Annotated in this window: 15 protein-coding genes; 12 read left to right on the forward strand and 3 right to left on the reverse strand. The window is 50.8% G+C overall.

The window, feature by feature from the left end:
- Positions 1-395 precede the first annotated feature (395 nt).
- Positions 396-1,631 carry a site-specific integrase gene (locus C1A09_RS06285; RefSeq protein WP_032542969.1) on the forward strand — a complete coding sequence of 412 codons (1,236 nt, stop codon included), beginning with the start codon at positions 396-398 and terminating at the stop codon, positions 1,629-1,631.
- A gap of 12 nt (positions 1,632-1,643) precedes the next feature.
- Positions 1,644-2,006, forward strand: a complete 363-nt coding sequence (locus C1A09_RS06290) for a hypothetical protein (protein WP_005809276.1) — start codon at positions 1,644-1,646, stop codon at positions 2,004-2,006.
- Between the two features lie 107 nt (positions 2,007-2,113).
- On the opposite strand, the gene C1A09_RS06295 is transcribed toward C1A09_RS06290, so the two are convergent.
- From C1A09_RS06295 to C1A09_RS06305, 3 genes are read right to left on the reverse strand one after another with little or no spacing between them, the layout of a single operon-like run.
- A complete protein-coding gene (locus C1A09_RS06295) occupies positions 2,114-3,148 on the reverse strand; it encodes a DUF2971 domain-containing protein (protein ID WP_245874968.1) in 1,035 nt (344 codons plus the stop codon).
- Between the two features lie 34 nt (positions 3,149-3,182).
- Entirely contained in the window at positions 3,183-3,488 is a 306-nt protein-coding gene (locus C1A09_RS06300; RefSeq protein ID WP_032538125.1) for a helix-turn-helix domain-containing protein, read from the reverse strand.
- A 30-nt stretch (positions 3,489-3,518) separates the two neighbouring features.
- A complete protein-coding gene (locus C1A09_RS06305; RefSeq protein WP_023056835.1) occupies positions 3,519-3,812 on the reverse strand; it encodes a helix-turn-helix domain-containing protein in 294 nt (97 codons plus the stop codon).
- Positions 3,813-4,019: 207 nt separating this feature from the next.
- Here C1A09_RS06305 and C1A09_RS06310 point away from each other — a divergent pair, with 207 nt between their 5' ends.
- The 10 genes from C1A09_RS06310 to C1A09_RS06355 all read left to right on the forward strand — a co-directional run bounded on the left by C1A09_RS06310 (position 4,020) and on the right by C1A09_RS06355 (position 23,110).
- The gene (locus C1A09_RS06310; protein ID WP_032538124.1) at positions 4,020-4,379 is read left to right on the forward strand and encodes a helix-turn-helix domain-containing protein; all 360 of its coding nucleotides are present in this window, start codon (positions 4,020-4,022) and stop codon (positions 4,377-4,379) included.
- Positions 4,380-4,382: 3 nt separating this feature from the next.
- Positions 4,383-4,733 carry a helix-turn-helix domain-containing protein gene (locus C1A09_RS06315; protein ID WP_032538123.1) on the forward strand — a complete coding sequence of 117 codons (351 nt, stop codon included), beginning with the start codon at positions 4,383-4,385 and terminating at the stop codon, positions 4,731-4,733.
- 20 nt (positions 4,734-4,753) lie between these two features.
- Positions 4,754-6,355, forward strand: a complete 1,602-nt coding sequence (locus C1A09_RS06320) for a DUF3945 domain-containing protein (protein WP_005809263.1) — start codon at positions 4,754-4,756, stop codon at positions 6,353-6,355.
- 55 nt (positions 6,356-6,410) lie between these two features.
- Positions 6,411-8,498: a type IA DNA topoisomerase gene (locus tag C1A09_RS06325; RefSeq protein ID WP_032542968.1), complete on the forward strand. Its 2,088-nt coding sequence runs from the start codon at positions 6,411-6,413 to the stop codon at positions 8,496-8,498.
- A 162-nt stretch (positions 8,499-8,660) separates the two neighbouring features.
- The gene (locus tag C1A09_RS06330) at positions 8,661-9,113 is read left to right on the forward strand and encodes a DUF1896 domain-containing protein (protein ID WP_004304266.1); all 453 of its coding nucleotides are present in this window, start codon (positions 8,661-8,663) and stop codon (positions 9,111-9,113) included.
- A complete protein-coding gene (locus C1A09_RS06335; protein WP_004291462.1) occupies positions 9,103-14,919 on the forward strand; it encodes a helicase-like domain-containing protein in 5,817 nt (1,938 codons plus the stop codon). Before C1A09_RS06330 ends, C1A09_RS06335 begins: the two co-directional genes overlap by 11 nt.
- Before the next feature lie 657 nt (positions 14,920-15,576).
- Positions 15,577-17,523: a tetracycline resistance ribosomal protection protein Tet(Q) gene (gene tet(Q) / locus C1A09_RS06340; RefSeq protein ID WP_101542859.1), complete on the forward strand. Its 1,947-nt coding sequence runs from the start codon at positions 15,577-15,579 to the stop codon at positions 17,521-17,523.
- Positions 17,520-18,641, forward strand: coding sequence for an efflux RND transporter periplasmic adaptor subunit (locus tag C1A09_RS06345; RefSeq protein ID WP_005809248.1), 1,122 nt, complete (start codon positions 17,520-17,522; stop codon positions 18,639-18,641). Before tet(Q) ends, C1A09_RS06345 begins: the two co-directional genes overlap by 4 nt.
- Positions 18,638-21,751 (forward strand): efflux RND transporter permease subunit, encoded by a 3,114-nt coding sequence (locus tag C1A09_RS06350; RefSeq protein ID WP_005809243.1) that lies wholly within the window; start codon positions 18,638-18,640, stop codon positions 21,749-21,751. Before C1A09_RS06345 ends, C1A09_RS06350 begins: the two co-directional genes overlap by 4 nt.
- Positions 21,752-23,110 (forward strand): efflux transporter outer membrane subunit, encoded by a 1,359-nt coding sequence (locus C1A09_RS06355; protein WP_005809240.1) that lies wholly within the window; start codon positions 21,752-21,754, stop codon positions 23,108-23,110. It abuts the gene before it with no gap.
- Positions 23,111-23,159 lie beyond the last annotated feature (49 nt).

Consider the following 23,159-nt stretch of genomic DNA (forward strand, 5'->3'; position numbering starts at 1 on the left):
TGTTTTCGTTTCTTCTGTTTTAATGTTTTAAAATTCCCTTTATAAATGAATAATTTATTTGATTTACAAAGATACTACAAAAAAGTGGAATACAGAAGAATGAAGTAATAGAATTGATTTACAGAGGTTTCATTTAAGCAGCCGATTATCTCCAACGCCACCACAATCCTTGCCGAAGCCAAGTCAAGACGTCGCAACGTTACTTGTTCGTAACCACACCATATAGGTGACGAAATTGGCACGAATGGCAAAACAAGGCGTTGTGATATAGTGAGTTACTAACAACTCACGCGACAAATCCAGTTACGGAAAAAGATTGCGTCGTTCCTCCGTGTTTTGCGTACCGACGAAGGATTCTTCACCGACTAATTTTGAACCTAAAAAAATTAAGGACGATGAAGAGTACATTTTCAGTTATCTACTACCTCAAACGTCAGGTAGTGAAAAAGGACGGGACAGTACCCGTCATGGGACGTATCACGGTGGACGGCAGCCAAACACAGTTCAGCTGCAAACTGACCGTCGATCCTAAGCTGTGGGACACCAAAGGAGGACGTGTCACGGGCAGAAGCACGGCTGCACTCGAAACGAACCGTATGCTCGACAAGATGCGCGTACGCATCAACAAGCACTATCAGGAAATCATGGAGCGTGACAACTTCGTCACTGCGGAAAAGGTGAAAAACGCCTTTCTTGGACTGGAACACCGCTACCACACGCTATTGCAGGTGTTCCGGCAACACAACGAGGACTATGCCAAGCAGGTGGAGGCAGGCATGAAAGCCAAAGGCACGTTTGACAAATACAAGATCGTTTACAAGCACCTGCAAGAGTTCCTCACCATCCGCTACCACGTGAAGGACATCGCCCTGAAAGAGCTTACCCCCGCTTTCATTTCCGATTTTGAAATGTTCCTGCGCACGGACAAACACTGCTGCACCAACACCGTGTGGCTGTATGTCTGCCCGCTTCGGACGATGGTGTTCATCGCCATCAACAATGAGTGGCTCACGCGCGACCCGTTCCGCGAGTATGAAATCAAGAAGGAGGAAACGACCCGCAGCTTTCTGACGAAAGATGAAATCCGCCTGCTGATGGAAGGTAAGCTGAAGAATGCGAAGCAAGAACTGTATCGTGATTTATACCTGTTCTGCGCCTTCACGGGCTTGTCGTTCGCCGATATGCGCAACCTGACGGAAGAGAATATCCGCACCTACTTTGACGAACACGAGTGGATAAACATCAACCGCCAGAAGACGGGTGTGGTGTCCAACATCCGTATGCTCGACATAGCGAAGCGCATCATCGACAAATACCGTGGGCTGTGTGGGGACGGCAGGATATTCCCCGTACCCCACTATAACACGTGCCTTGCCGGAATCCGTGCCGTCGCCAAGCGTTGCGGTATCACCAAGCATATTACATGGCATCAAAGCCGCCACACGGCCGCCACGACGGTGTTCCTCTCCAACGGCGTACCCATCGAAACGGTCAGTTCCATGCTGGGACACAAAAGCATAAAGACAACGCAGATATACGCGAAAATAACCAAAGAGAAGCTCAATCAAGACATGGAGAACCTTGCCGCGAGATTGAACCAAATCGAAGAATTTGCAGGTCGTACCATCTAAAACAGAGAAGCCATGAAACGTGACATAATCATCATTGAGGACAAGGCGGTCAGCGTAACCGGTAACGATGTATGGATGACCGCCGGAGAAATCGCCAGACTGTTCCACACGGGTGTCCCGGCAGTGAACGCCGCCATCAAAGCCATCCTCAAAACGGACGTGCTGAACGACTACGAGGCATGCCGCTACATCCAACTTGAAAACGGTCTGTATGCGGATGTTTACTCGCTTGAGATAATCATCCCCGTCACCTTTCGGCTGAGCACATACCATGCCCATCTTTTCCGCCGCTGGCTGATGGACAAGGCACTTGCAAAAGACAAGCATACCGCCTACATGTTATTCGTACATAGCGGAAAAGGCGGTTACTGCTGAAAAGACGATGAAAATCAATTAAAAACGGACAACCATCAAGCTGTCCGTTTTAACTTTAAAATAGTCAATTTTGAATATACAAATTATGTGCTAAAGAATATGAGGTATCAAAATTGAGATGGCTTATATAACATCTCATACTTTAACGAGCCACAATCAATGTACATATCATATTCCGCAATTCCTTTTTCTTGTGCTATATAATGCAAAGTTTTCTTGTGGATGTTTGAAATTCTCTCTCCATAATAGATTGCTTTAGGAACAATTTTCAGGCTTGTTGCACGAGAATGTGCGGCAGGTTGTTTCTCTGAATGAATAATACGCCATTCATTTTCATATTCCCACTGTGTGGATTTGTGAATAGCCATTTTCAAATGCGATAGTGAATCTATATTTTTAACATCCAGCCCCAAGCTCTTTGCTATATACCATTGAATAAAACTATTTGCATCAAAGCGGTTATTATCATATATAACAGGCAAGATACAACAATTCATTTCTCCTTGTTCTAATAAGAACCTTAAATCATATTCCAATGCAAACCCTTCATGATTTTGGGCATAGTGACTCCACATTATAACAGAATCTATGCTTTCACTTAAACATGCTATTGTAGATACGACCTTTAATGTATCCCCCATTTTTAATAGGATTTCTTTCAATATGTTTTCCATTACAACACTAAAAAGAGCTAATGTCAATGGATTTATGCCGTTACACGATATTACCTGTTTTTTTAAACCTGTCAAATTGTTTCTTCCGAAAAATTGGATTACACTTGGAGGAAATTCGAAATCTTTAGTTTCAAGTATCTGTTTGAATTGTTCAAGAAATTCTTCTGTACAACAAGCTCTCATTTGCTCTTGAATATTATCCAAACTATAATAAACAAGAGTGTCATAGGGGTCATTAAACTTATCAGCAGTAACAGCATAAACCAGATCCTTGTCAAAAGCATCAAGGTTTAATGTTGAACAACTCCTATATCTATACAGTTTTTGTGGCAACATTGACATCAATGCTGCACTTATAGGATAGATTCGGGATTTTATGTCCTCTTGCTCAATTCCTTCAGGAATTATTGTGGATTCTAACAATTTTGCAAATTCACTCCGAAGCATAATGGTATTCGTTTTAACCACAAAGGTACGCATTTTATTCCGGAATGTCAGGACATTACTCCATCGGTTTGCGGTAATTCGCCTCCAGCAGTTCACGCAATCCCGATTCGGGGTAAAGCACCTTCCCGCCTAAAAGGATAAAGGGCAACACTCTGTTGTTACGGTATTCCTGCAAGGTACGGCGGCTCACACGGAGCAACTCCGCCACCTCCCTGTCCGTCAGGTAACGTTCCCCGTCCAGCGGTGGACGGTAGTTTTCCAAAAATGCAGAGAGCCATTTAGAGCCTTTGCGCATATTCTGCACCACGGTGGCAAGCGGCTCGTCCTCCAGTGTAAAAACATCGTTGTTCTCGTTCATCATAACTTTGGATTCAGTGGGTGAATAATAAGATTACCTGCCGCCGGGATAGAGCGTACCGATAAGCGGAATCAGCCTCCTAACTTCTTCCGGCTTGTAATAGAACCTGCGGTTTATCTGCGAGTAGCCGATAAGCCGCTTGTCGCGCAACGTCTGCAACGTGCGCGGGCTGATTCTCAACTGCCCGCAGACTTCCTCGCCCGTGAGCCATCTTTCCAACCGCCCGCCGTCGCTCTTGCGCCTCAGGGCGGCAACCTTCTCCGAGAGGGCGTTGAAGGACGCCACCATCATCTCGAAGGTCTTTTTCTCGATAGATACAATTTCCATATTCAAAACATTTCAGGTTTGCCGCAAAGGTAACGCCATCCTCATGAACGCATATCGTTTCCCGCTGAAAGGCTGTATGTTGCGCCGTCTGTCCGGGTAATGGAGCCATTTCCAATAAAAATCTTACGTGAGACACGTAGTGAGCTGTTAAAGCCCCTTTTGTTTATTGCCGAATTTTGCCGCAGAAACCAAAAGAAAGGACTGAATATGAAAGTAATAACGATGGAAAGTTCCGCTTTCACCGCATTGACGGAACAGATAGCCGAGATAGCGGCACACGTGCGTGCCGTTTCCGGCGAAAGAAAGGAAAAATCCGCAGACAGGTTGCTCACCACCCGTGAGGCGGCGCACCTGTTGAATGTGAGTACCCGCACCCTCCAGCGTATGCGTAACGAGCATCGCATCGGCTATGTAGTGCTGCGCGGCAAATGCCGCTACCGACAGTCTGAAATCGACCGCCTGCTTGCGGACTGCACCGTCATGGAAGACGCGGCGACACCGACGGAACTGAAACGCAACCATACGCTACGCACGGGCGGCGGCAAACCCAAAAGAAGGAGGACGTGACATATGGAACTGCTTACCCGAAACAATTTTGAGAGCTGGATGCGGAAGCTGATGGAACGGCTCGACCGTCAGGACGAACTGCTGCTGTCCTTGCAGCCGTCCGGCAAAGCCCCGAACCCGATGGAGCGTATCAGGATGTTCGACAACCAAGACCTCTGTATGCTGCTCCAGATAAGCAAGCGTACCCTGCAACGCTACCGCAGCATCGGCGCGTTGCCGTACAAGACGCTCGGCAAAAAGACCTATTACAGCGAAGAGGACGTGCTGACGTTCCTTTCCGGACACGTAAAGGACTTCAAAAAGGAAGATATAGCCTTCTACAAGGCTCGTATCCATAATTTCTTTCAAAAATAACCCATTAAAACATTTTTCAAATGGCAAAGAAAAAAAGCGAAAAGGACGTGCTGATAGTCCGTGATGAGAAGACGGGCGAGATCAGCGTGGTAGCCGGGCTGGATGCCGACGGTTCCCCCAAGCGCACCCCCGCGAAAGCGGAGAACGCGCAGAGTTTCCTGCAATTCGACCGCCACGGCGACGTGCTGGACAACTTCTTCAAAAACTTCTTCCGGCAGTGCAAGGAACCCAGCCGCTTCGGTTTCTACCGTGTCGCGGCAGACCAAGCCGACAAACTGATGGAGGTGATGAAAGACCTGCTGAAAGACCCCGAAGCCAACAAGGAACTGCTTGCGCCCCACAAGGTGGACACTTCCGGCTACGAAAAGCAGGTGAAGGAAGAACAGACCGCCGGAAAGACGGAGCAGACGGAACAAAAGCAGGAAGAGCAGCCCAAAGAAACCCCAAAACAGGAAGAAATGGAAAAGAAGCAGGAACAGAATCAGGAAGGCCCGCAACAACAGACGCAAGGCAGACGGGGCTACCAGCCCATTGACGAGAGCAAAATCAACTGGCAGGAGCTGGAAGAGAAATGGGGCGTGAAACGTGACGACCTTGAAAAGTCCGGCGACCTTCAGAAGATGCTCAACTACGGCAAGTCCGATTTGGTGAAAGTGTCGCCCAAGTTCGGCGGCGAGGCTTTCGAGCTGGATGCCCGCCTTTCCTTCAAGAAAGACGGTGAAGGCAATGTCAGCCTCGTGCCGCATTTCATCCGCAAGGAGCAGAAACTCGACGAGTACAAGGAACACAAGTTCTCCGACGAAGACCGTAAGAACCTGCGCGAAACGGGCAACCTCGGCAGGGTCGTGGACATCGTGGACAGGGAAACGGGTGAAATCATCCCCTCGTTCATCAGCATAGACCGCAAGACGAATGAAATCACAGACATACCAGCAAACAAGGTACGCATACCGGAGCGCATCGGAAAGACGGAAATCACCAAACAGGAACAGGATATGTTGCGTGCCGGGCTGCCCGTGCGCGACAAGCTCATCGAGCGTAACGACGGCAGGAAGTTCGTCACCACCCTCCAAGTGAATGTAGAGCAGCGAGGCGTGGAGTTCGTACCGGGAACCGGCAGGTCGCCCCGTACCGCCCAGACGCAGGAAGCCAAGAACAATCCCACGCAGGGACAGGCTCAGGGCATGGAAAACTCCGCAGCCCCACAGAAAGAGCAACGCCGCAACACGTGGACGAACGCCGACGGCAGCATCCGCCCCATCAGCAAATGGAGCGGTGTGAACTTCACCGACCAGCAGAAAGCCGATTACGCGGCAGGCAAAGCCATCAAACTGGAGAACGTGACCGACAAGCAAGGCTTCCACGCCACGATGTACATCAAGTTCAACCCGGAGAAGGGACGTCCGTACCGCTACGACACCAACCCCGACAACGCGCAGAAGGTCGCCCCGTCCAACGAGAGCCGCACACAGGTGGCGGTGAACAGCGAAGGAAAGACCAACGAGGCGACCAAGAACCTGAAAGAGCCGTTGCTGAAAGGGCAGACCGCTCCGAAAGACGACAAACAGCAAAAGCAGCAGGAAAAGCCTCAGAAGAAAAACAACAAGGGCATGAAGATGTAACATCCCGTGTCCGCCACTAAATCCAAAGTAATAATCCATTAAAAAGTAAAACAGCATGAAGACAATCATTGCAGAAAAGCCATCCGTGGCACGTGAAATCGCCCGCATCGTAGGCGCGACAAAGAGAGAGGAAGGATATTTCGAGGGAGGCGGCTATGCCGTGACATGGGCGTTCGGACACCTCGTCCAGCTTGCCATGCCCGACGGCTACGGCATACGCGGCTTCGTCCGTGACAACCTGCCCGTCATTCCCGAAACCTTCACGCTCATTCCCCGTCAGGAAAAGACAGAGAAGGGCTACAAACCCGACAGCGGCGTGGTGTCGCAGATAAAAATCATCGCCCGTCTTTTCAAGGAAAGCGAGCAGATCATTGTGGCGACCGATGCAGGACGCGAAGGTGAGCTTATCTTCAGATACCTCTACCATTATATCGGATGTACCACGCCTTTCGTGCGCCTCTGGATAAGTTCGCTCACCGATAAGGCTATCCGCGAGGGGTTGCGTAACCTCGAAGCGGGCGACAAATACGACAACCTCTACCTTGCCGCCAAAGCACGGAGCGAATCCGACTGGCTTGTGGGCATCAACGGCACGCAGGCACTCTCCATCGCAGCCGGACACGGCACATATTCCGTCGGACGGGTGCAGACACCCACGCTGGCGATGGTGTGCGCTCGCTATTGGGAAAACCGCCGTTTCACGGTGGAACCTTTCTGGCAGCTCCATATCGCCGCAGACACAGGCGACGGCGAAGTGGTGAAACTCTCATCTTCCAAGAAATGGAAAGAGAAAGAACCTGCCACAGCACTATATAATAAGGTAAAGGAAGCCGGCTTTGCCACTGTCACAAAAGCCGAACGTAAAGAGAAGATAGAGGAAACTCCGCTCCTGTATGACCTGACCACGCTCCAGAAGGAAGCCAACGCCAAGCACGGCTTCACGGCGGAACAGACGCTTGAAATCGCGCAGAAACTCTACGAAAAGAAGTTGATAACCTATCCGAGAACGGGAAGCCGCTACATCCCCGAAGACGTGTTTGCCGAAATTCCCAAACTGCTCGCTTTCATCGGCACGCAGCCCGAATGGAAAGACAAGGTGCGGGCAAAAGCCGCCCCGACACGCCGCAGCGTGGACGACGGCAAGGTGACAGACCACCATGCCCTGCTCGTCACGGGTGAGAAACCGCTCTTCCTCTCCAAAGAGGACAATACCATCTATCAGATGATTGCCGGGCGCATGGTCGAGGCATTCTCTGAGAAATGCGTCAAGGATGTGACCACTGTCACGGCGGAATGTGCCGGAGTGGAGTTTACCGTAAAAGGCAGCGTCGTGAAGCAAACCGGATGGCGTGCCGTCTATGGCGAGGAAAAAGAGGAAATTACCATCCCCGGCTGGCAGGAAGGCGACACGCTGACACCGAAAGGCTCGTCCATTACCGAAGGAAAGACCAAACCCAAGCCGCTGCATACCGAAGCCACCCTGCTCTCGGCAATGGAAACGGCGGGCAAGGAAATTGAGGACGACGCACTGCGGCAGGCGATGAAGGACTGTGGCATCGGTACTCCCGCCACACGCGCCTCCATCATCGAAACGCTTTTCAAGCGCGGTTACATGGAACGCTGCAAGAAGTCGCTTGTTCCCACCGAAAAAGGACTTGCCCTCAATTCCGTCGTCAAGACGATGCGCATCGCCGATGTTGCCATGACGGGCGAATGGGAAAAGGAGCTGGCGCGTATCGAGCGCGGGGAACTGTCCGACGACACCTTCCGCAAGGAGATAGAGGCGTACACACGTGAGATAACCTCCGAACTGATCTCGTGCGACAAGCTCTTCGGCAGCCGTGACTCCGGCTGCGCGTGTCCCAAGTGTGGCACGGGCAGGATGCGGTTCTACGGCAAGGTGGTACGCTGCGACAACACGGAGTGCGGACTGCCCGTGTTCCGGCTGAAAGCGGGACGCACCCTGTCCGACGATGAAATCAAAGACCTGCTCACCGAAGGGCATACCAAGCTGCTCAAAGGGTTCAAGAGCAAACAGGGCAAGAGTTTCGATGCTGTTGTCGCCTTTGACGGGGAATATAACACGACTTTTGTGTTCCCGGAGGCTAAAAAGGACAAGAAATTTTCAGGACGGAAGAAATAGTATTAACTTTGCCACTTGTTCAGAGTAATGAATTGTTCTTCGATACCGGATTACACTCATACTTTGGATTTAGTGGTGGCACTCGGAGGGATACCGAGTGCCTTTTTCTTCCTTTTTCCAACCGATTATCCCGTTAATTATCAATCCGCTAAATCCAAAGTAATGAACAACAAGAAGAAAAACGAGGGTCAGACCGACTTTTCCTATTACGGTCTGTACCTGCTGGACTATCTCCGCACGAACAAGTTTGAACAGGCTGACGACACCGCTTTCATACGGGAACGGGCCGACCGTGCCGCCGAAACGTATGAGAGGGCACGGCTTGAAGGCTATCCCGCCGATGGTGCGCAGGAACTGGCGATGGACACGCTGCTGCGCGGGCTGCATTATTCCCGTTACGCCATCCTCCGCGAAGTCGTGGAAAACGAGTTTGCCGATGAAGTGCCGGAAGAGAAGCGTGAAGCCTTTGTCCTGAAACTGCTGCCGCTTGTCGGCAACGTGTTCTCCGTCTATGACCTCTCGGATGACAATTTCGCCCTGTCTTCCGATTACGACCTGCTCTACACGGAGCTGACGGGAGCAACCGTCCTTTACTTAGACGAATATGGCGTTTAACCGCAAACAGAAACTGCGGGACAACATCGAGGCGATACGGACGGCATTCATCCTTGACAGGGAAAATAGGACAGCGACAACCGAAGAGCGTGCCATACTTCAAAGGTACTGCGGTTTCGGCGGTCTGAAATGTATCCTCAACCCTGCAAAGGAACTGACGGATGCCGTCCGGTGGGCGAAATCCGACCTCGAACTGTTCGCCCCGACGGTGGAGCTGCACAGGCTTATCCGTGAGAACAGCAAGGACGAAACAGAGTACAAGCGGTTTGTGGATTCGCTGAAAGCGTCCGTGCTGACCGCTTTCTACACCCCCAAAGAGATAACCGACACCATCGCGGACGTGCTGGCAGATTACAGCGTCCGCCCCGCCCGTATGCTCGAACCGTCGGCAGGTGTCGGCGTGTTCGTGGATTCCATGCTGCGGCACAGCCCCAATGCGGATGTGATGGCTTTCGAGAAGGATCTGCTCACGGGTACAATCTTGAGGCATCTCTATCCCGACCAGAAAATGCGCACCTGCGGTTTTGAGAAAATCGAAAGACCGTTCAACAATTATTTCGACTTGGCGGTGTCCAACATTCCGTTCGGTGACATTGCCGTGTTCGACGCGGAGTTTCAGCGGAGCGACTCTTTCGGCAGACGCTCCGCCCAGAAAACCATCCACAACTATTTCTTTCTCAAAGGACTGGATGCCGTGCGTGACGGCGGTATCGTGGCGTTCATCACCTCGCAAGGGGTATTGAATAGCACCAAGACCTCCGTGCGTAACGAGCTGTTCAGTCAGGCCAATCTGGTATCCGCGATACGCCTGCCCAACAACCTGTTCACGGACAACGCGGGCACGGAGGTGGGCAGTGACCTGATTGTCCTGCAAAAGAACCTCAGCAAGAAGGAAATGTCGCAGGACGAGCGGCTGATGACCGTGATACAGACGGACACGAAAACCGCCCTGACCGACAACGCCTATTTCATCCACCACCCGGAACGCATCGTGCATACGATGGCGAAACTTGACACAGACCCCTACGGGAAGCCCGCTATGGTTTATCTGCACGAGGGCAAGGCAGCAGGCATCGCCGGGGATTTGCGCCGTATGCTCGACGAGGATTTCCATTACAGGCTTGCCATGCGCTTGTATTCGGGTTCAATCCGGCAGGCAGGAACGGAAGAAAAAGTTGCCGTTCAAAATAAAGTAGAGCGTCCTGCCATAAAATTGGAAACAGTATCCTCGGCGCAGACGGTGGAAACTCCGACAGAAAAGCCGCAACCCGCAGATGAAAAGCCGGAGATAGAACCGCGCCCGCAATATTCCGCAGGCGTGCAGCTCACCCTGCTTGACCTCTGGGGGATGACGGAAGAGGTCAGCCAACCGAAAACCTCCAAAAAGAAAAAGACGGTGAAAAAGGCAGTTACGGCAAAGTCCACTCCGCCCAAACCGAAAGTCACGGTTACACCGACAGCTCCAACTGCAAAACCCGCAATGGAGAATAAGGAGGTGAAAGCGGAGAACACCGCCAAGCCTGCCGACCCGGACGACATCTATGCCACACTGGACTGGGATACCAATCCTCCCATCAACGGTTTCTATGAAATGATGATGGGTTTGACGCCGGAGCGTAGGAAAGAACTTCGGGAACTGGCAAGGCAGCATAACGAGAAACAAGTGGCGGAAAAGACGGAAGTGAAAGCCGTGCCGGAAACTTCCCGTGAGCAGCCACGACAGGAGGAAACACAGCCGGAGGCAGTCGCCGCACCTGCCGTTACAGATACCCCATCGGAAGCGGTGGGGACTTTCCTTTTCCCCGACATCGAAGCGGAAAAGCCGAAGGAGGAAGTCGTGGACCTTTCTCCGCGTGCCTACCACCGCACGCCGGAGATGCACCTGCGCGAAGGGTCGCTGGTGGCTGACCGGGGGCGTCATAACATCGGCTACCTGAAAGACATCACGCCATACGGGGCGACATTCCAGCCGCTCGACCTGAAAGGATACCAGAAGGAAAAGGCGTTGTTGTATGTGTCGCTGCGTGACGCCTACGAGCGTCTGTACCGTTATGAATCGCTCCGGCGCGAGGCAAATGTTCCGTGGCGAGAGCATCTGAATACCTGTTACGATGAGTTTGTCATGCGCTACGGCAACCTCAACGCCAAGCAGAACGTGAAGTTAGTGATGATGGATGCGGGCGGGCGCGACATCCTTTCGCTGGAACGGATGGAAAACGGAAAGTTCGTCAAGGCGGACATCTTCGAGCATCCTGTTTCCTTCGCGGTGGAGAGCCATGCCAACGTAGGCTCTCCCGAAGAAGCCCTGTCTGCGTCGCTCAACAAATATGGTACGGTCAATCTCGACTATATGCGGGAGATAACCGACAGCACGGCGGAGGATTTGCTCACTGCCCTGCAAGGGCGCATCTACTACAATCCGCTCGTGACCGGTTACGAAATCAAAGACCGTTTCATCGCCGGAAATGTCATAGAGAAAGCGGAACGCATAGAGGCATGGATGGGTGACAATCCCGAAAATGAGCGTATGCCGGAGGTGAAGCAGGCGTTGGAGGCTCTGAAAGATGCCGAGCCGCAGCGCATCGCCTTCGAGGATCTGGACTTCAATTTCGGGGAACGCTGGATTCCGACGGGTGTCTATGCCGCCTACATGAGCCGGCTGTTCGACACGGAGGTGAAAATCGCCTATTCCGCAAGCATGGACGAGTTTTCGGTGGTGTGCGGCTACCGCACCATGAAAATCACGGACGAGTTTCTGGTGAAGGGGTATTACCGGAACTATGACGGTATGCACCTCCTAAAACACGCCCTGCACAACACCTGCCCTGACATGATGAAGTCCATCGGCAAGGACGAGCATGGCAACGACATCAAGATGCGCGACAGCGAGGGAATACAACTCGCCAACGCCAAGATTGACGAGATACGAAACGGCTTCTCCGAATGGCTCGAAGAGCAGTCGCCGCAGTTCAAGGAGCGGCTTGTGACGATGTATAACCGCAAGTTCAACTGTTTCGTGCGCCCGCGCTACGACGGCTCCCATCAGACCTTTCCCGACCTCAACCTGAAAGGGCTGGCAAGCCGGGGTATCAAGAGCGTCTATCCCTCACAGATGGATTGCGTCTGGATGTTGAAACAGAACGGCGGCGGAATTTGCGACCACGAGGTGGGAACCGGTAAGACGCTGATAATGTGCATCGCCGCGCATGAGATGAAGCGTCTGAATTTGGCACACAAGCCGATGATTATCGGGCTGAAAGCCAACGTTGCGGAGATTGCAGCCACCTATCAGGCGGCATATCCCAACGCACGTATTCTGTACGCTTCGGAGAAGGACTTTTCGACCGCCAACCGTGTGCGCTTCTTCAATAATATAAAGAACAACGACTACGATTGCGTCATCATGTCGCACGACCAGTTCGGCAAGATACCGCAGTCGCCGGAATTGCAGCAGCGCATCCTGCAAGCAGAGCTTGACACGGTGGAGGAAAACCTCGAAGTGCTACGGCAGCAGGGAAAGAACGTGTCGCGGGCGATGCTGAAAGGATTGGAGAAGCGCAAGCACAACCTTGAAGCGAAGCTGGAGAAGGTGGAACACGCCATAAAGTCACGCACGGACGACGTGGTGGATTTCAAGCAGATGGGCATCGACCACATCTTCATAGATGAGAGCCACCAGTTCAAGAATCTGACTTTCAACACGCGCCACGACCGTGTGGCGGGATTGGGAAACAGCGAGGGAAGCCAGAAGGCACTTAACATGCTCTTTGCCATACGCACCATACAGGAGCGCACAGGAAAAGACTTGGGTGCGACCTTCCTCTCCGGCACGACTATCAGCAACTCACTGACTGAATTGTACCTGCTGTTCAAGTACCTGCGCCCGAAGGAGCTGGAACGGCAGGACATAAGGTGTTTCGACGCTTGGGCGGCGATATTTGCCAAGAAGACGACGGATTTTGAATTTAACGTGACGAACAATGTGGTCCAGAAGGAGCGTTTCCGCTACTTCATCAAAGTGCCGGAGCTTGCCGCCTTCTATAATGAAATCACGGACTACCGCACGGCGGAGGATGTGGGCGTTGACCGTCCTGCCAAGAACGAGATACTGCACCATATACCGCCCACGCCGGAACAGGAGGACTTCATACAGAAACTGATGCAGTTCGCCAAGACGGGCGATGCCACCTTGTTGGGCAGGCTGCCGCTTTCGGAAACGGAAGAAAAGGCGAAGATGCTCATCGCCACGGACTATGCCCGGAAAATGGCACTCGACATGCGCATGATAGACCCGAATTACGAAGATCATCCCGACAACAAAGCGAGTCACTGTGCCAAGATGATCGCGGAGTATTATCAAAAATACGACGCCCAGAAAGGCACGCAGTTCGTTTTCTCTGATTTGGGGACATACCAGCCGGGCGACGGGTGGAACGTCTATTCGGAAATCAAGCGCAAACTGACGGAGGACTACGGTATACCGCCAAGCGAGGTGCGCTTCATTCAGGAGTGCAAGACCGACAAGGCGCGGAAGGCGGTGATAGACGCCATGAACGCCGGGACGGTGCGTGTGCTGTTCGGCTCTACCTCTATGCTCGGAACGGGTGTGAACGCCCAGAAACGGTGTGTGGCTATCCATCATCTCGATACGCCGTGGCGACCGTCCGACTTGCAACAGCGTGACGGACGCGGAGTTAGGGCAGGTAATGAGATTGCCAAACATTTCGCCGGGAACAACGTGGATGTAATCATCTACGCGGTGGAGAAGTCACTGGACAGCTACAAGTTCAACCTCCTGCACTGCAAGCAGACTTTCATAAGCCAGCTCAAAAGCGGTGCGATGGGTGCGCGTACCATCGACGAGGGGGCAATGGACGAAAAATCGGGCATGAATTTCTCGGAATACATGGCGTTGCTCTCCGGCAATACCGACCTGTTGGACAAGGCGAAACTGGAAAAGCGGATCGCATCGCTCGAAGGGGAACGCAAGTCGTTCAACAAGGGCAAGCGTGATTCGGAGTTCAAGCTGGAGTCAAAGACCGGCGAGTTGCGCAACAACACGGCTTTCATAGATGCCATGACGGAGGACTGGAACCGCTTCCTGTCGGTGGTGCAGACCGACAAGGAGGGCAACCGCCTTAATATAATAAAGGTGGACGGAGTGGATTCCGCCGATGAGAAGGTCATCGGAAAGCGTTTGCAGGAGATAGCCAAGAATGCCACGACCGGAGGGTTGTACACGCAGGTCGGTGAACTTTACGGTTTTCCGATAAAGGTGGTGAGCGAAAGGATACTCAAAGAGGGATTGGAGTTCACCGACAACCGCTTCGTGGTCGAGGGGAACTACAAGTACACCTACAACAACGGGCATCTGGCGATGGCTGACCCGTTGGCCGCCGCCCGCAACTTCCTCAACGCGATGGAGAGGATACCCTCCATCATCGACCAGTACAAGGCGAAGAACGAGGTGCTGGAGATGGAGATACCGCAGTTACAGGAGATAGCGGGTAAGGTGTGGAAGAAGGAGGACGAGCTGAAGCAGTTGAAGTCCGAACTTGCCGCCCTTGACCGAAAAATTCAGCTGGAGCTTGCGCCACCCACGCCCGAAGTCGCAGAAAAGGAGAATGAAGGGCAACAGCTCAAGCCGGAAGCGGAAGATGTGAGGAACAGGCAGGCGCAATATCCCGAAAATGCACCGCCGCAGATACGCAGTCCGGCGGATAGTATCGTTGCCAACCATGTCATAATCGGGCGTCCGGGACTGTATGCCAAGGAGGAAACCCGGTCCAAAGGATTGAAAATATAACCTAAGGAATTTTATCTGAAGTATTAATAAGGGCTATCCCAAAAGGTCTAAAAGTAAATTTTATCCTTTCTGCAAGTATCTATAGGATGGCAACTGCATTTTTTTCTTTTTGGGCAGCCCTTATTAAAATTTATTCTTATTTTAGGTTATATACATTCATGTCCATTTATGTAAAAAATTCCTGCTGACCTTGTTTATGTCTTGTCAGTCACCATTTGCAAAACCATATTTGACCCTCAAAGAGGCTGAATTTGATAAGTAACTTGCTACATACTCATAATAAGGAGCTAAATAGAACACGAATGGGAAATACACAAATGCTAAACTAAAGAAGATATTGGCCAAAATAAACGCTATACCGAGAGAGAAACTTGATTTTTCAACTTCCTAAAACGGTGTTGTTCAAACATTTCTACTTATTTGTACTTGCCAGTTGAACCTACGCTTCCCTAATAAAATGTCTATGGTAAAAAGTTAAAAAATCCTCCCACTTTTGTTAGATATATTTTTTTGTGTAATTTTGTAATCGTTATGCGGCAGTAATAATATACATATTAATACGAGTTAGTAATCCTGTAGTTCTCATATGCTACGAGGAGGTATTAAAAGGTGCGTTTCGACAATGCATCTACTGTAGTATATTATTGCTTAATCCAAATGAATATTATAAATTTAGGAATTCTTGCTCACATTGATGCAGGAAAAACTTCCGTAACCGAGAATCTGCTGTTTGCCAGTGGAGCAACGGAAAAGTGCGGCCGTGTGGATAATGGTGACACCATAACGGACTCTATGGATATAGAGAAACGTAGAGGAATTACTGTCCGGGCTTCTACGACATCTATTATCTGGAATGGAGTGAAATGCAATATCATTGACACTCCGGGACACATGGATTTTATTGCGGAAGTGGAGCGGACATTCAAAATGCTTGATGGAGCAGTCCTCATCTTATCCGCAAAGGAAGGCATACAAGCGCAGACAAAGTTGCTGTTCAGTACTTTACAAAAGCTGCAAATCCCGACAATTATATTTATCAATAAGATTGACCGTGCCGGTGTGAATTTGGAGCGTTTGTATATGGATATAAAAACAAATCTGTCGCAAGATGTCCTGTTTATGCAAACTGTTGTCGATGGATCGGTTTATCCGGTTTGCTCCCAAACATATATAAAGGAAGAATACAAAGAATTTGTATGCAACCATGACGACGATATATTAGAACGATATTTGGCGGATAGCGAAATTTCACCGGCTGATTATTGGAATACGATAATCGCTCTTGTGGCAAAAGCCAAAGTCTATCCGGTGCTACATGGATCAGCAATGTTCAATATCGGTATCAATGAGTTGTTGGACGCCATTTCTTCTTTTATACTTCCTCCGGCATCAGTCTCAAACAGACTTTCAGCTTATCTCTATAAGATAGAGCATGACCCCAAAGGGCATAAAAGAAGTTTTCTTAAAATAATTGACGGAAGTCTGAGACTTCGAGACGTTGTAAGAATCAACGATTCGGAAAAATTCATCAAGATTAAAAATCTAAAGACTATTTATCAGGGCAGAGAGATAAATGTTGATGAAGTGGGTGCCAATGATATCGCGATTGTAGAAGATATAGAAGATTTTCGAATCGGAGATTATTTAGGTGCTAAACCTTGTTTGATTCAAGGATTATCTCATCAGCATCCCGCTCTCAAATCCTCCGTCCGGCCAAATAAGCCCGAAGAGAGAAGCAAGGTGATATCCGCTCTGAATACATTGTGGATTGAAGACCCGTCTTTGTCCTTTTCCATAAACTCATATAGTGATGAATTGGAAATCTCGTTATATGGTTTGACCCAAAAGGAAATCATACAGACATTGCTGGAAGAACGATTTTCCGTAAAGGTCCATTTTGATGAGATCAAGACTATCTACAAAGAACGACCTATAAAAAAGGTCAATAAGATTATTCAGATCGAAGTACCACCCAACCCTTACTGGGCCACAATAGGGCTGACTCTTGAACCCTTACCGTTAGGGGCAGGGTTGCAAATCGAAAGTGACATCTCCTATGGTTATCTGAACCATTCTTTTCAAAATGCCGTTTTTGAAGGGATTCGTATGTCTTGCCAATCTGGTTTACATGGATGGGAAGTGACAGATCTGAAAGTAACTTTTACTCAAGCCGAGTATTATAGCCCGGTAAGTACACCTGCTGATTTCAGACAGCTGACCCCTTATGTCTTCAGGCTGGCTTTGCAACAGTCAGGTGTGGACATTCTCGAACCGATGCTCTGTTTTGAGTTGCAGATACCCCAAGTAGCGAGTTCCAAAGCTATTACAGATTTGCAAAAACTGATGTCTGAGATTGAAGACATCAGTTGTAATAATGAGTGGTGTCATATTAAAGGGAAAGTTCCATTAAATACAAGTAAAGACTATGCCTCAGAAGTAAGTTCGTACACTAAGGGCTTAGGCATTTTTATGGTTAAGCCATGTGGGTATCAAATAACAAAAGACGGTTATTCTGATAATATCCGCATGAACGAAAAAGATAAACTTTTATTCATGTTCCAAAAATCAATTTATGAATTAATACAAAACAAGAAGAAAATATGAACAAGCAATTCATTATCACGAATTTCGCCGCATTTGCTCTCATGCTGTTCCTGCCGACCGGATGCAGGCAGGCGGACGGCAAGCAGGATGCGGTGCAGAGTTATCGGGTCATAAAGGTCGCGGCAAGTCCGGTGGAAATCTCCGAGTCCTATTCCGCCGCCATACGCGGACGGCAGGATGTGGACATCCTGCCGCAAATATCCGGGCGCATTATCCGTCTGAAAGTGAAAGAGGGTGAACGGGTGAAGACCGGTCAAGTATTGGCTGTAATTGACCAAGTGCCCTATCGGGCGGCATTACGCACGGCGCAGGCCAATGTCAGCGCGGCACAGGCAAAAGTGGAAACGGCAAGAATCGAGCTGCGGGGCAAGCAGGCATTGTTTGACGAGAAGGTCATATCCGACTACGAGCTTTCTCTCGCCCGGAACCAACTGGCAGTGGCGTGTGCTGAACTCGAACAGGCAAAGGCACAAGAATCGGATGCACGCAACAATCTCTCCTATACGGAAATCAAAAGCCCGAGCAACGGAGTAGTAGGCACATTGCCCTATCGCATCGGTGCGCTTGTCGGTCCCAATATGGCACAGCCTTTCACGGTCGTGTCCGACAATGCGGAGATGTATGCCTATTTCTCCATTTCGGAGAATATGCTACGGCGATATTCGGCTCGCTATGGCTCGATTGACAGCATGATAGCCGGGACGCCGGAAGTGGGCCTGCAACTCAACGACGGCAGCCTGTACAAGGCGAAAGGACGTATTGAAACCGTAAGCGGCGTGGTGGATCCTGTTACCGGAACGGTACAAATCAAAGCCCTGTTCCCCAATCCCGACCGCGAACTGTTGAGTGGCAGCATCGGCAATGTCATCCTTCAAAACCCGAAAACGGAGGCCGTAACCATTCCCATGACCGCCACCGTGGAACTGCAGGACAAGATTATCGCTTACCGTCTGAAAAACGGACAGGCGGAAGCCGCCTATCTCACGGTGGACCGCCTGAACGACGGCAACCGGTTTATCGTAAAAGAAGGTCTTTCGGTCGGTGACACCATTGTCGCCGAAGGCGTGGGACTGGTGAGAGAAGGCATGAGCATAACCCCTAAAAACGAAACGAAATGAACCTGCGATTTTTTATAGACCGCCCGGTGTTTTCGGGCGTTATCTCGGTGGTGATTGTACTGTTGGGCATGATTTCCATGTTTTCCTTGCCGGTGGAACAATACCCCGACATCGCACCTCCGACCATCAACGTATTCGCAACTTATCCGGGAGCAAACGCTGAAACCGTGCAGAAGGCAGTGATAACCCCTCTGGAAGAAGCCATCAACGGAGTGGAAGACATGACCTATATGACTTCCACGGCATCGAATACGGGAGATGCTTCCATCAACATCTATTTCAAACAGGGAACCAACGCGGACATGGCGGCGGTAAACGTGCAGAACCGCGTGAACGGCGCACTGAGCCAACTTCCGGCGGAAGCCACCAAGACCGGTGTCACCACTGAAAAGCAGCAGAATGCCGAACTGATGACTTTCGCGCTCTATTCGCCCGATGACCGCTTCGACCAGACCTTCCTGAGCAATTACGTGAAAATCAATGTCGAGCCGAGGCTGAAACGTATCAGCGGCGTGGGAAAGGCACAGTTGTTCGGTTCCAACTACAGCATGCGACTTTGGCTGCGTCCCGACAAGATGGCGCAATACGGGCTTATCCCCGATGACATCTCTGCCGTACTTGCACGACAGAACATCGAGGCCGCCACCGGCTCCTTCGGTGCCAATCATCCTACCGCCAATGAATACACGATGAAATACCGCGGACGCTTGTCCGGAGCGGAAGAGTTCGGTGAGCTGGTCGTCAAGTCACTGCCGGGCGGCAATGTGCTTCGGTTGAAAGAGGTTGCCGATGTGGAACTGGGCGATGAATACTACAACTATTCCTCCGAGGTGAACGGGCATCCGGCAGCTATGATGCTCATCAACCAGAAAGCCGGGTCCAATGCATCAAGCACCATCAAGGAGATTCACGAAGTGCTTGACGACCTTAGCCGGGACTTGCCCGAAGGGACGGAATTCGTGGTGCTTACCGATACCAACAAGTTCCTGTATGCCTCCATCCACTCTGTCCTCCGCACCTTATTGGAAGCGATACTTCTGGTCATCGTGGTGGTGTATGTGTTCTTGCAGGACATCAAGTCAACGCTTATCCCTACCATATCCATCTTCGTTTCCATCATCGGCACATTTGCCGTGATGTCCATGATTGGATTCTCCATCAACCTGCTCACCCTGTTCGCGCTTGTGCTTGCCATCGGAACCGTGGTCGATGATGCCATTGTGGTGGTGGAAGCGGTGCAGGCGAAGTTCGATGAGGGCTATCAATCAGCAGTTCTCGCGGCTGATGATGCCATGAAAGGCGTTTCGTCGGCTATCCTGACCTCTACCATAATCTTTATGGCAGTGTTTTTCCCCGTAGCCATGATGGGCGGGACTTCGGGAGCGTTCTACACGCAGTTCGGTATCACGATGGCTGTTGCCGTGGGAATCTCGGCAGTCAATGCCTTCACACTCTCACCGGCACTTTGCGCGCTGCTGCTGAAACCCTATATCGATGAGCAGGGCAACACTAAGAACAATTTTGCAGCCCGTTTCCGTAAAGCGTTCAATGCCGTCTTCGACAGTCTGAGCCGACGCTATGTACGTGGAGTGATGTTCATTATCCATCGCCGATGGCTGTTGTGGAGCATCATAGGCATTTCTTTCGGGTTGCTGGTGCTGCTGGTCAATGTCACAAAGACGGGACTTATTCCCGAAGAGGACACCGGGACGGTCATGGTGAGCATGAACACGAAGCCCGGCACATCCATGGCTCAGACAAGTAAGGTGATGGAGCGTATCAACAGCCGTCTCGACAGCATCGGCGAGATTGAATACAGCGGTGCGGTAGCCGGTTTCTCTTTCAGCGGTTCCGGTCCCTCGCAGGCGATGTATTTCGTGACACTCAAAGACTGGGAGGATCGTAAGGGAGAGGGGCAGTCGGTGAATGATGTCATCGGAAAGATTTATGCCGCCACTTCAGATATTCCCGATGCCACGGTGTTCGCCATGTCGCCTCCGATGATTGCCGGGTACGGCATGGGAAACGGTTTCGAGCTTTATTTGCAGGACAAGGCGGGCGGAAACATCGCCGCTTTCAAGGAAGAGGCGGACAAGTTTGTCGAAGCCTTGTCGCAACGACCCGAAATCGGCGAAGTCTATTCCTCCTTTGCCACGGACTATCCGCAATACTGGGTGGATATCGATGCCGCCAAATGTGAGCAGTCGGGTGTGTCGCCCGCAGATGTGCTTTCCACATTGTCGGGCTATTATACCGGACAATATGTTTCCGACTTTAACCGGTTCTCCAAGCTCTACCATGTGACCATGCAGGCTCCGGCGGAATATCGTGTGAATGCGGAATCCCTGCACCACATGTATGTGCGCGCCTCCGATGGCGGCATGTCGCCTTTGAGCCGGTTCGTGCGCCTGACCAAGACCAACGGCCCGTCAGACCTCACCCGTTTCAACCTGTTCAACGCCATCTCGATTAGCGGGTCGCCGGCGCAGGGTTACAGTTCAGGGCAGGTGCTCGAAGCCATCGGCGAGACGGCACGTGAAGTGCTTCCGTCAAATTACACATACGAGTTTGGCGGCATTTCGCGTGAGGAAAGCAAGACGACCAACAATGCCACGCTTATATTCCTGCTCTGCATGGTTCTGGTCTATCTGATTCTGTGCGCCTTGTATGAGAGCGTGTTCATACCCTTCGCGGTTCTGTTGTCGGTGCCTTGCGGACTAATGGGCAGTTTCCTGTTTGCGTGGCTCTTCGGTCTGGAGAACAACATCTACATGCAGACCGGATTAATCATGATTATCGGCCTGCTTGCCAAGACCGCCATCCTGCTTACCGAATACGCCGGCAAGCGGCGGTCGGAAGGCATGACGCTGGCACAGGCAGCATACAGTGCGGCAAAAGTCCGCCTGCGCCCTATATTGATGACTGTGCTGTCCATGGTGTTCGGTCTTGTCCCGCTGATGATGGCGCACGGAGTGGGTGCCAACGGCAGCCGTTCGCTTGCCACAGGTGTAATCGGTGGAATGATTGTCGGTACTTTGGCTCTGTTGTTCCTTGTGCCGTCATTGTTTATTGTATTCCAATATATTCAAGAACGTGTTAAGCATAATTAAATGAAGAAGACAGTAATATATATCATATTGTCAGGATGGATGTTTGCCGGTTGTGGCACATACAGCCGGTATCATCGTCCTGACCTCTCAACGGAGAATCTGTATCGGGACGTACCGGCGGACATTGATACAACGACCATCGCGTCCCTGTCGTGGCGGGAAATGTTTACCGACCCGAAACTCCAGTCCTTGATTGAAACCGGACTTGAACGGAACACAGACCTCAATGTGGCACGGTTACGCGTGGAAGCGACAGAAGCCGTCCTGATGACTGCCAGACTATCATATCTTCCATCACTGGGACTGACTGCCGAAGGTAATGCCAATAAACATGACGGAGCAACGGCAAAGACATATAATGTGGGAGCGTCGGCAAGCTGGGAACTGGACATCTTCGGCAAACTTACGGCGGCAAAGCGTGGTGCAGCCGCCGCGTTACAAGGAAGCCGTGCCTACCGGCAGGCCGTACAGACACAGCTTGTCGCCACTATTGCAGACAGTTACTACACCCTTGCCATGCTTGACGCACAAATGGCAATAAGTAACCGGACTTTGGAGAACTGGCGGACTACCGTACGTACTCTTGAAGCGTTGAAAAAAGTGGGGAAATCAAACGAAGCCGGCGTATTGCAGGCAAAGGCGAACGTGATGCGACTCGAAGCATCCCTGTTATCCATACGCAAGAGTATTTCCGAAACAGAAAATGCCCTGTCTGCGATACTTGCCATGCCGTCACACTCGATTGGACGAAGTAATCTGGCCGAGGCTGCTTTCCCCGATACTGTCTCGATTGGAGTCCCTTTGCAACTGCTTTCCAACCGTCCCGACGTGCGTCAGGCTGAAATGGAACTGGCGCAGGCGTTCTACGCCACCAATGCGGCTCGTGCCGCCTTCTATCCCAATATTACCCTCTCGGGGACTCTTGGATGGACTAATAACGGCGGTGGCGTAATCGTAAATCCCGGACAATGGTTGCTCAATGCCATCGGTTCCCTGACACAGCCCTTATTCAACCGGGGCACAAACATCGCCAACTTGAAGATAGCCAAAAGCCGTCAGGAAGAAGCCAAACTGTTGTTCCGGCAATCATTGCTGAACGCTGGAAAAGAAGTGAACGATGCTCTGACTGCATGGCAGACGGCAAAATCGCAAATTGAAATCAATGCTCGACAGGTTGAAACATTATGCGATGCTGTGCGAAAGACAGAATCGCTTATGCGTCATTCCAATGCCACCTATCTGGAAGTGTTGACCGCCCAACAGTCTCTTCTCGAAGCGGAAGTGCAACAGCTACAAACTCGTTTTGAACGCATACAAAGTGTAATCAAACTTTATCATGTGTTGGGAGGAGGAATGTAACTGCAATAAATAGAAAAATTTGAAATTATTATTAGTGTTATTCATCTCG

The sequence above is a fragment of the Bacteroides cutis genome, from assembly GCF_900241005.1.
GTDB lineage: Bacteria > Bacteroidota > Bacteroidia > Bacteroidales > Bacteroidaceae > Bacteroides > Bacteroides cutis.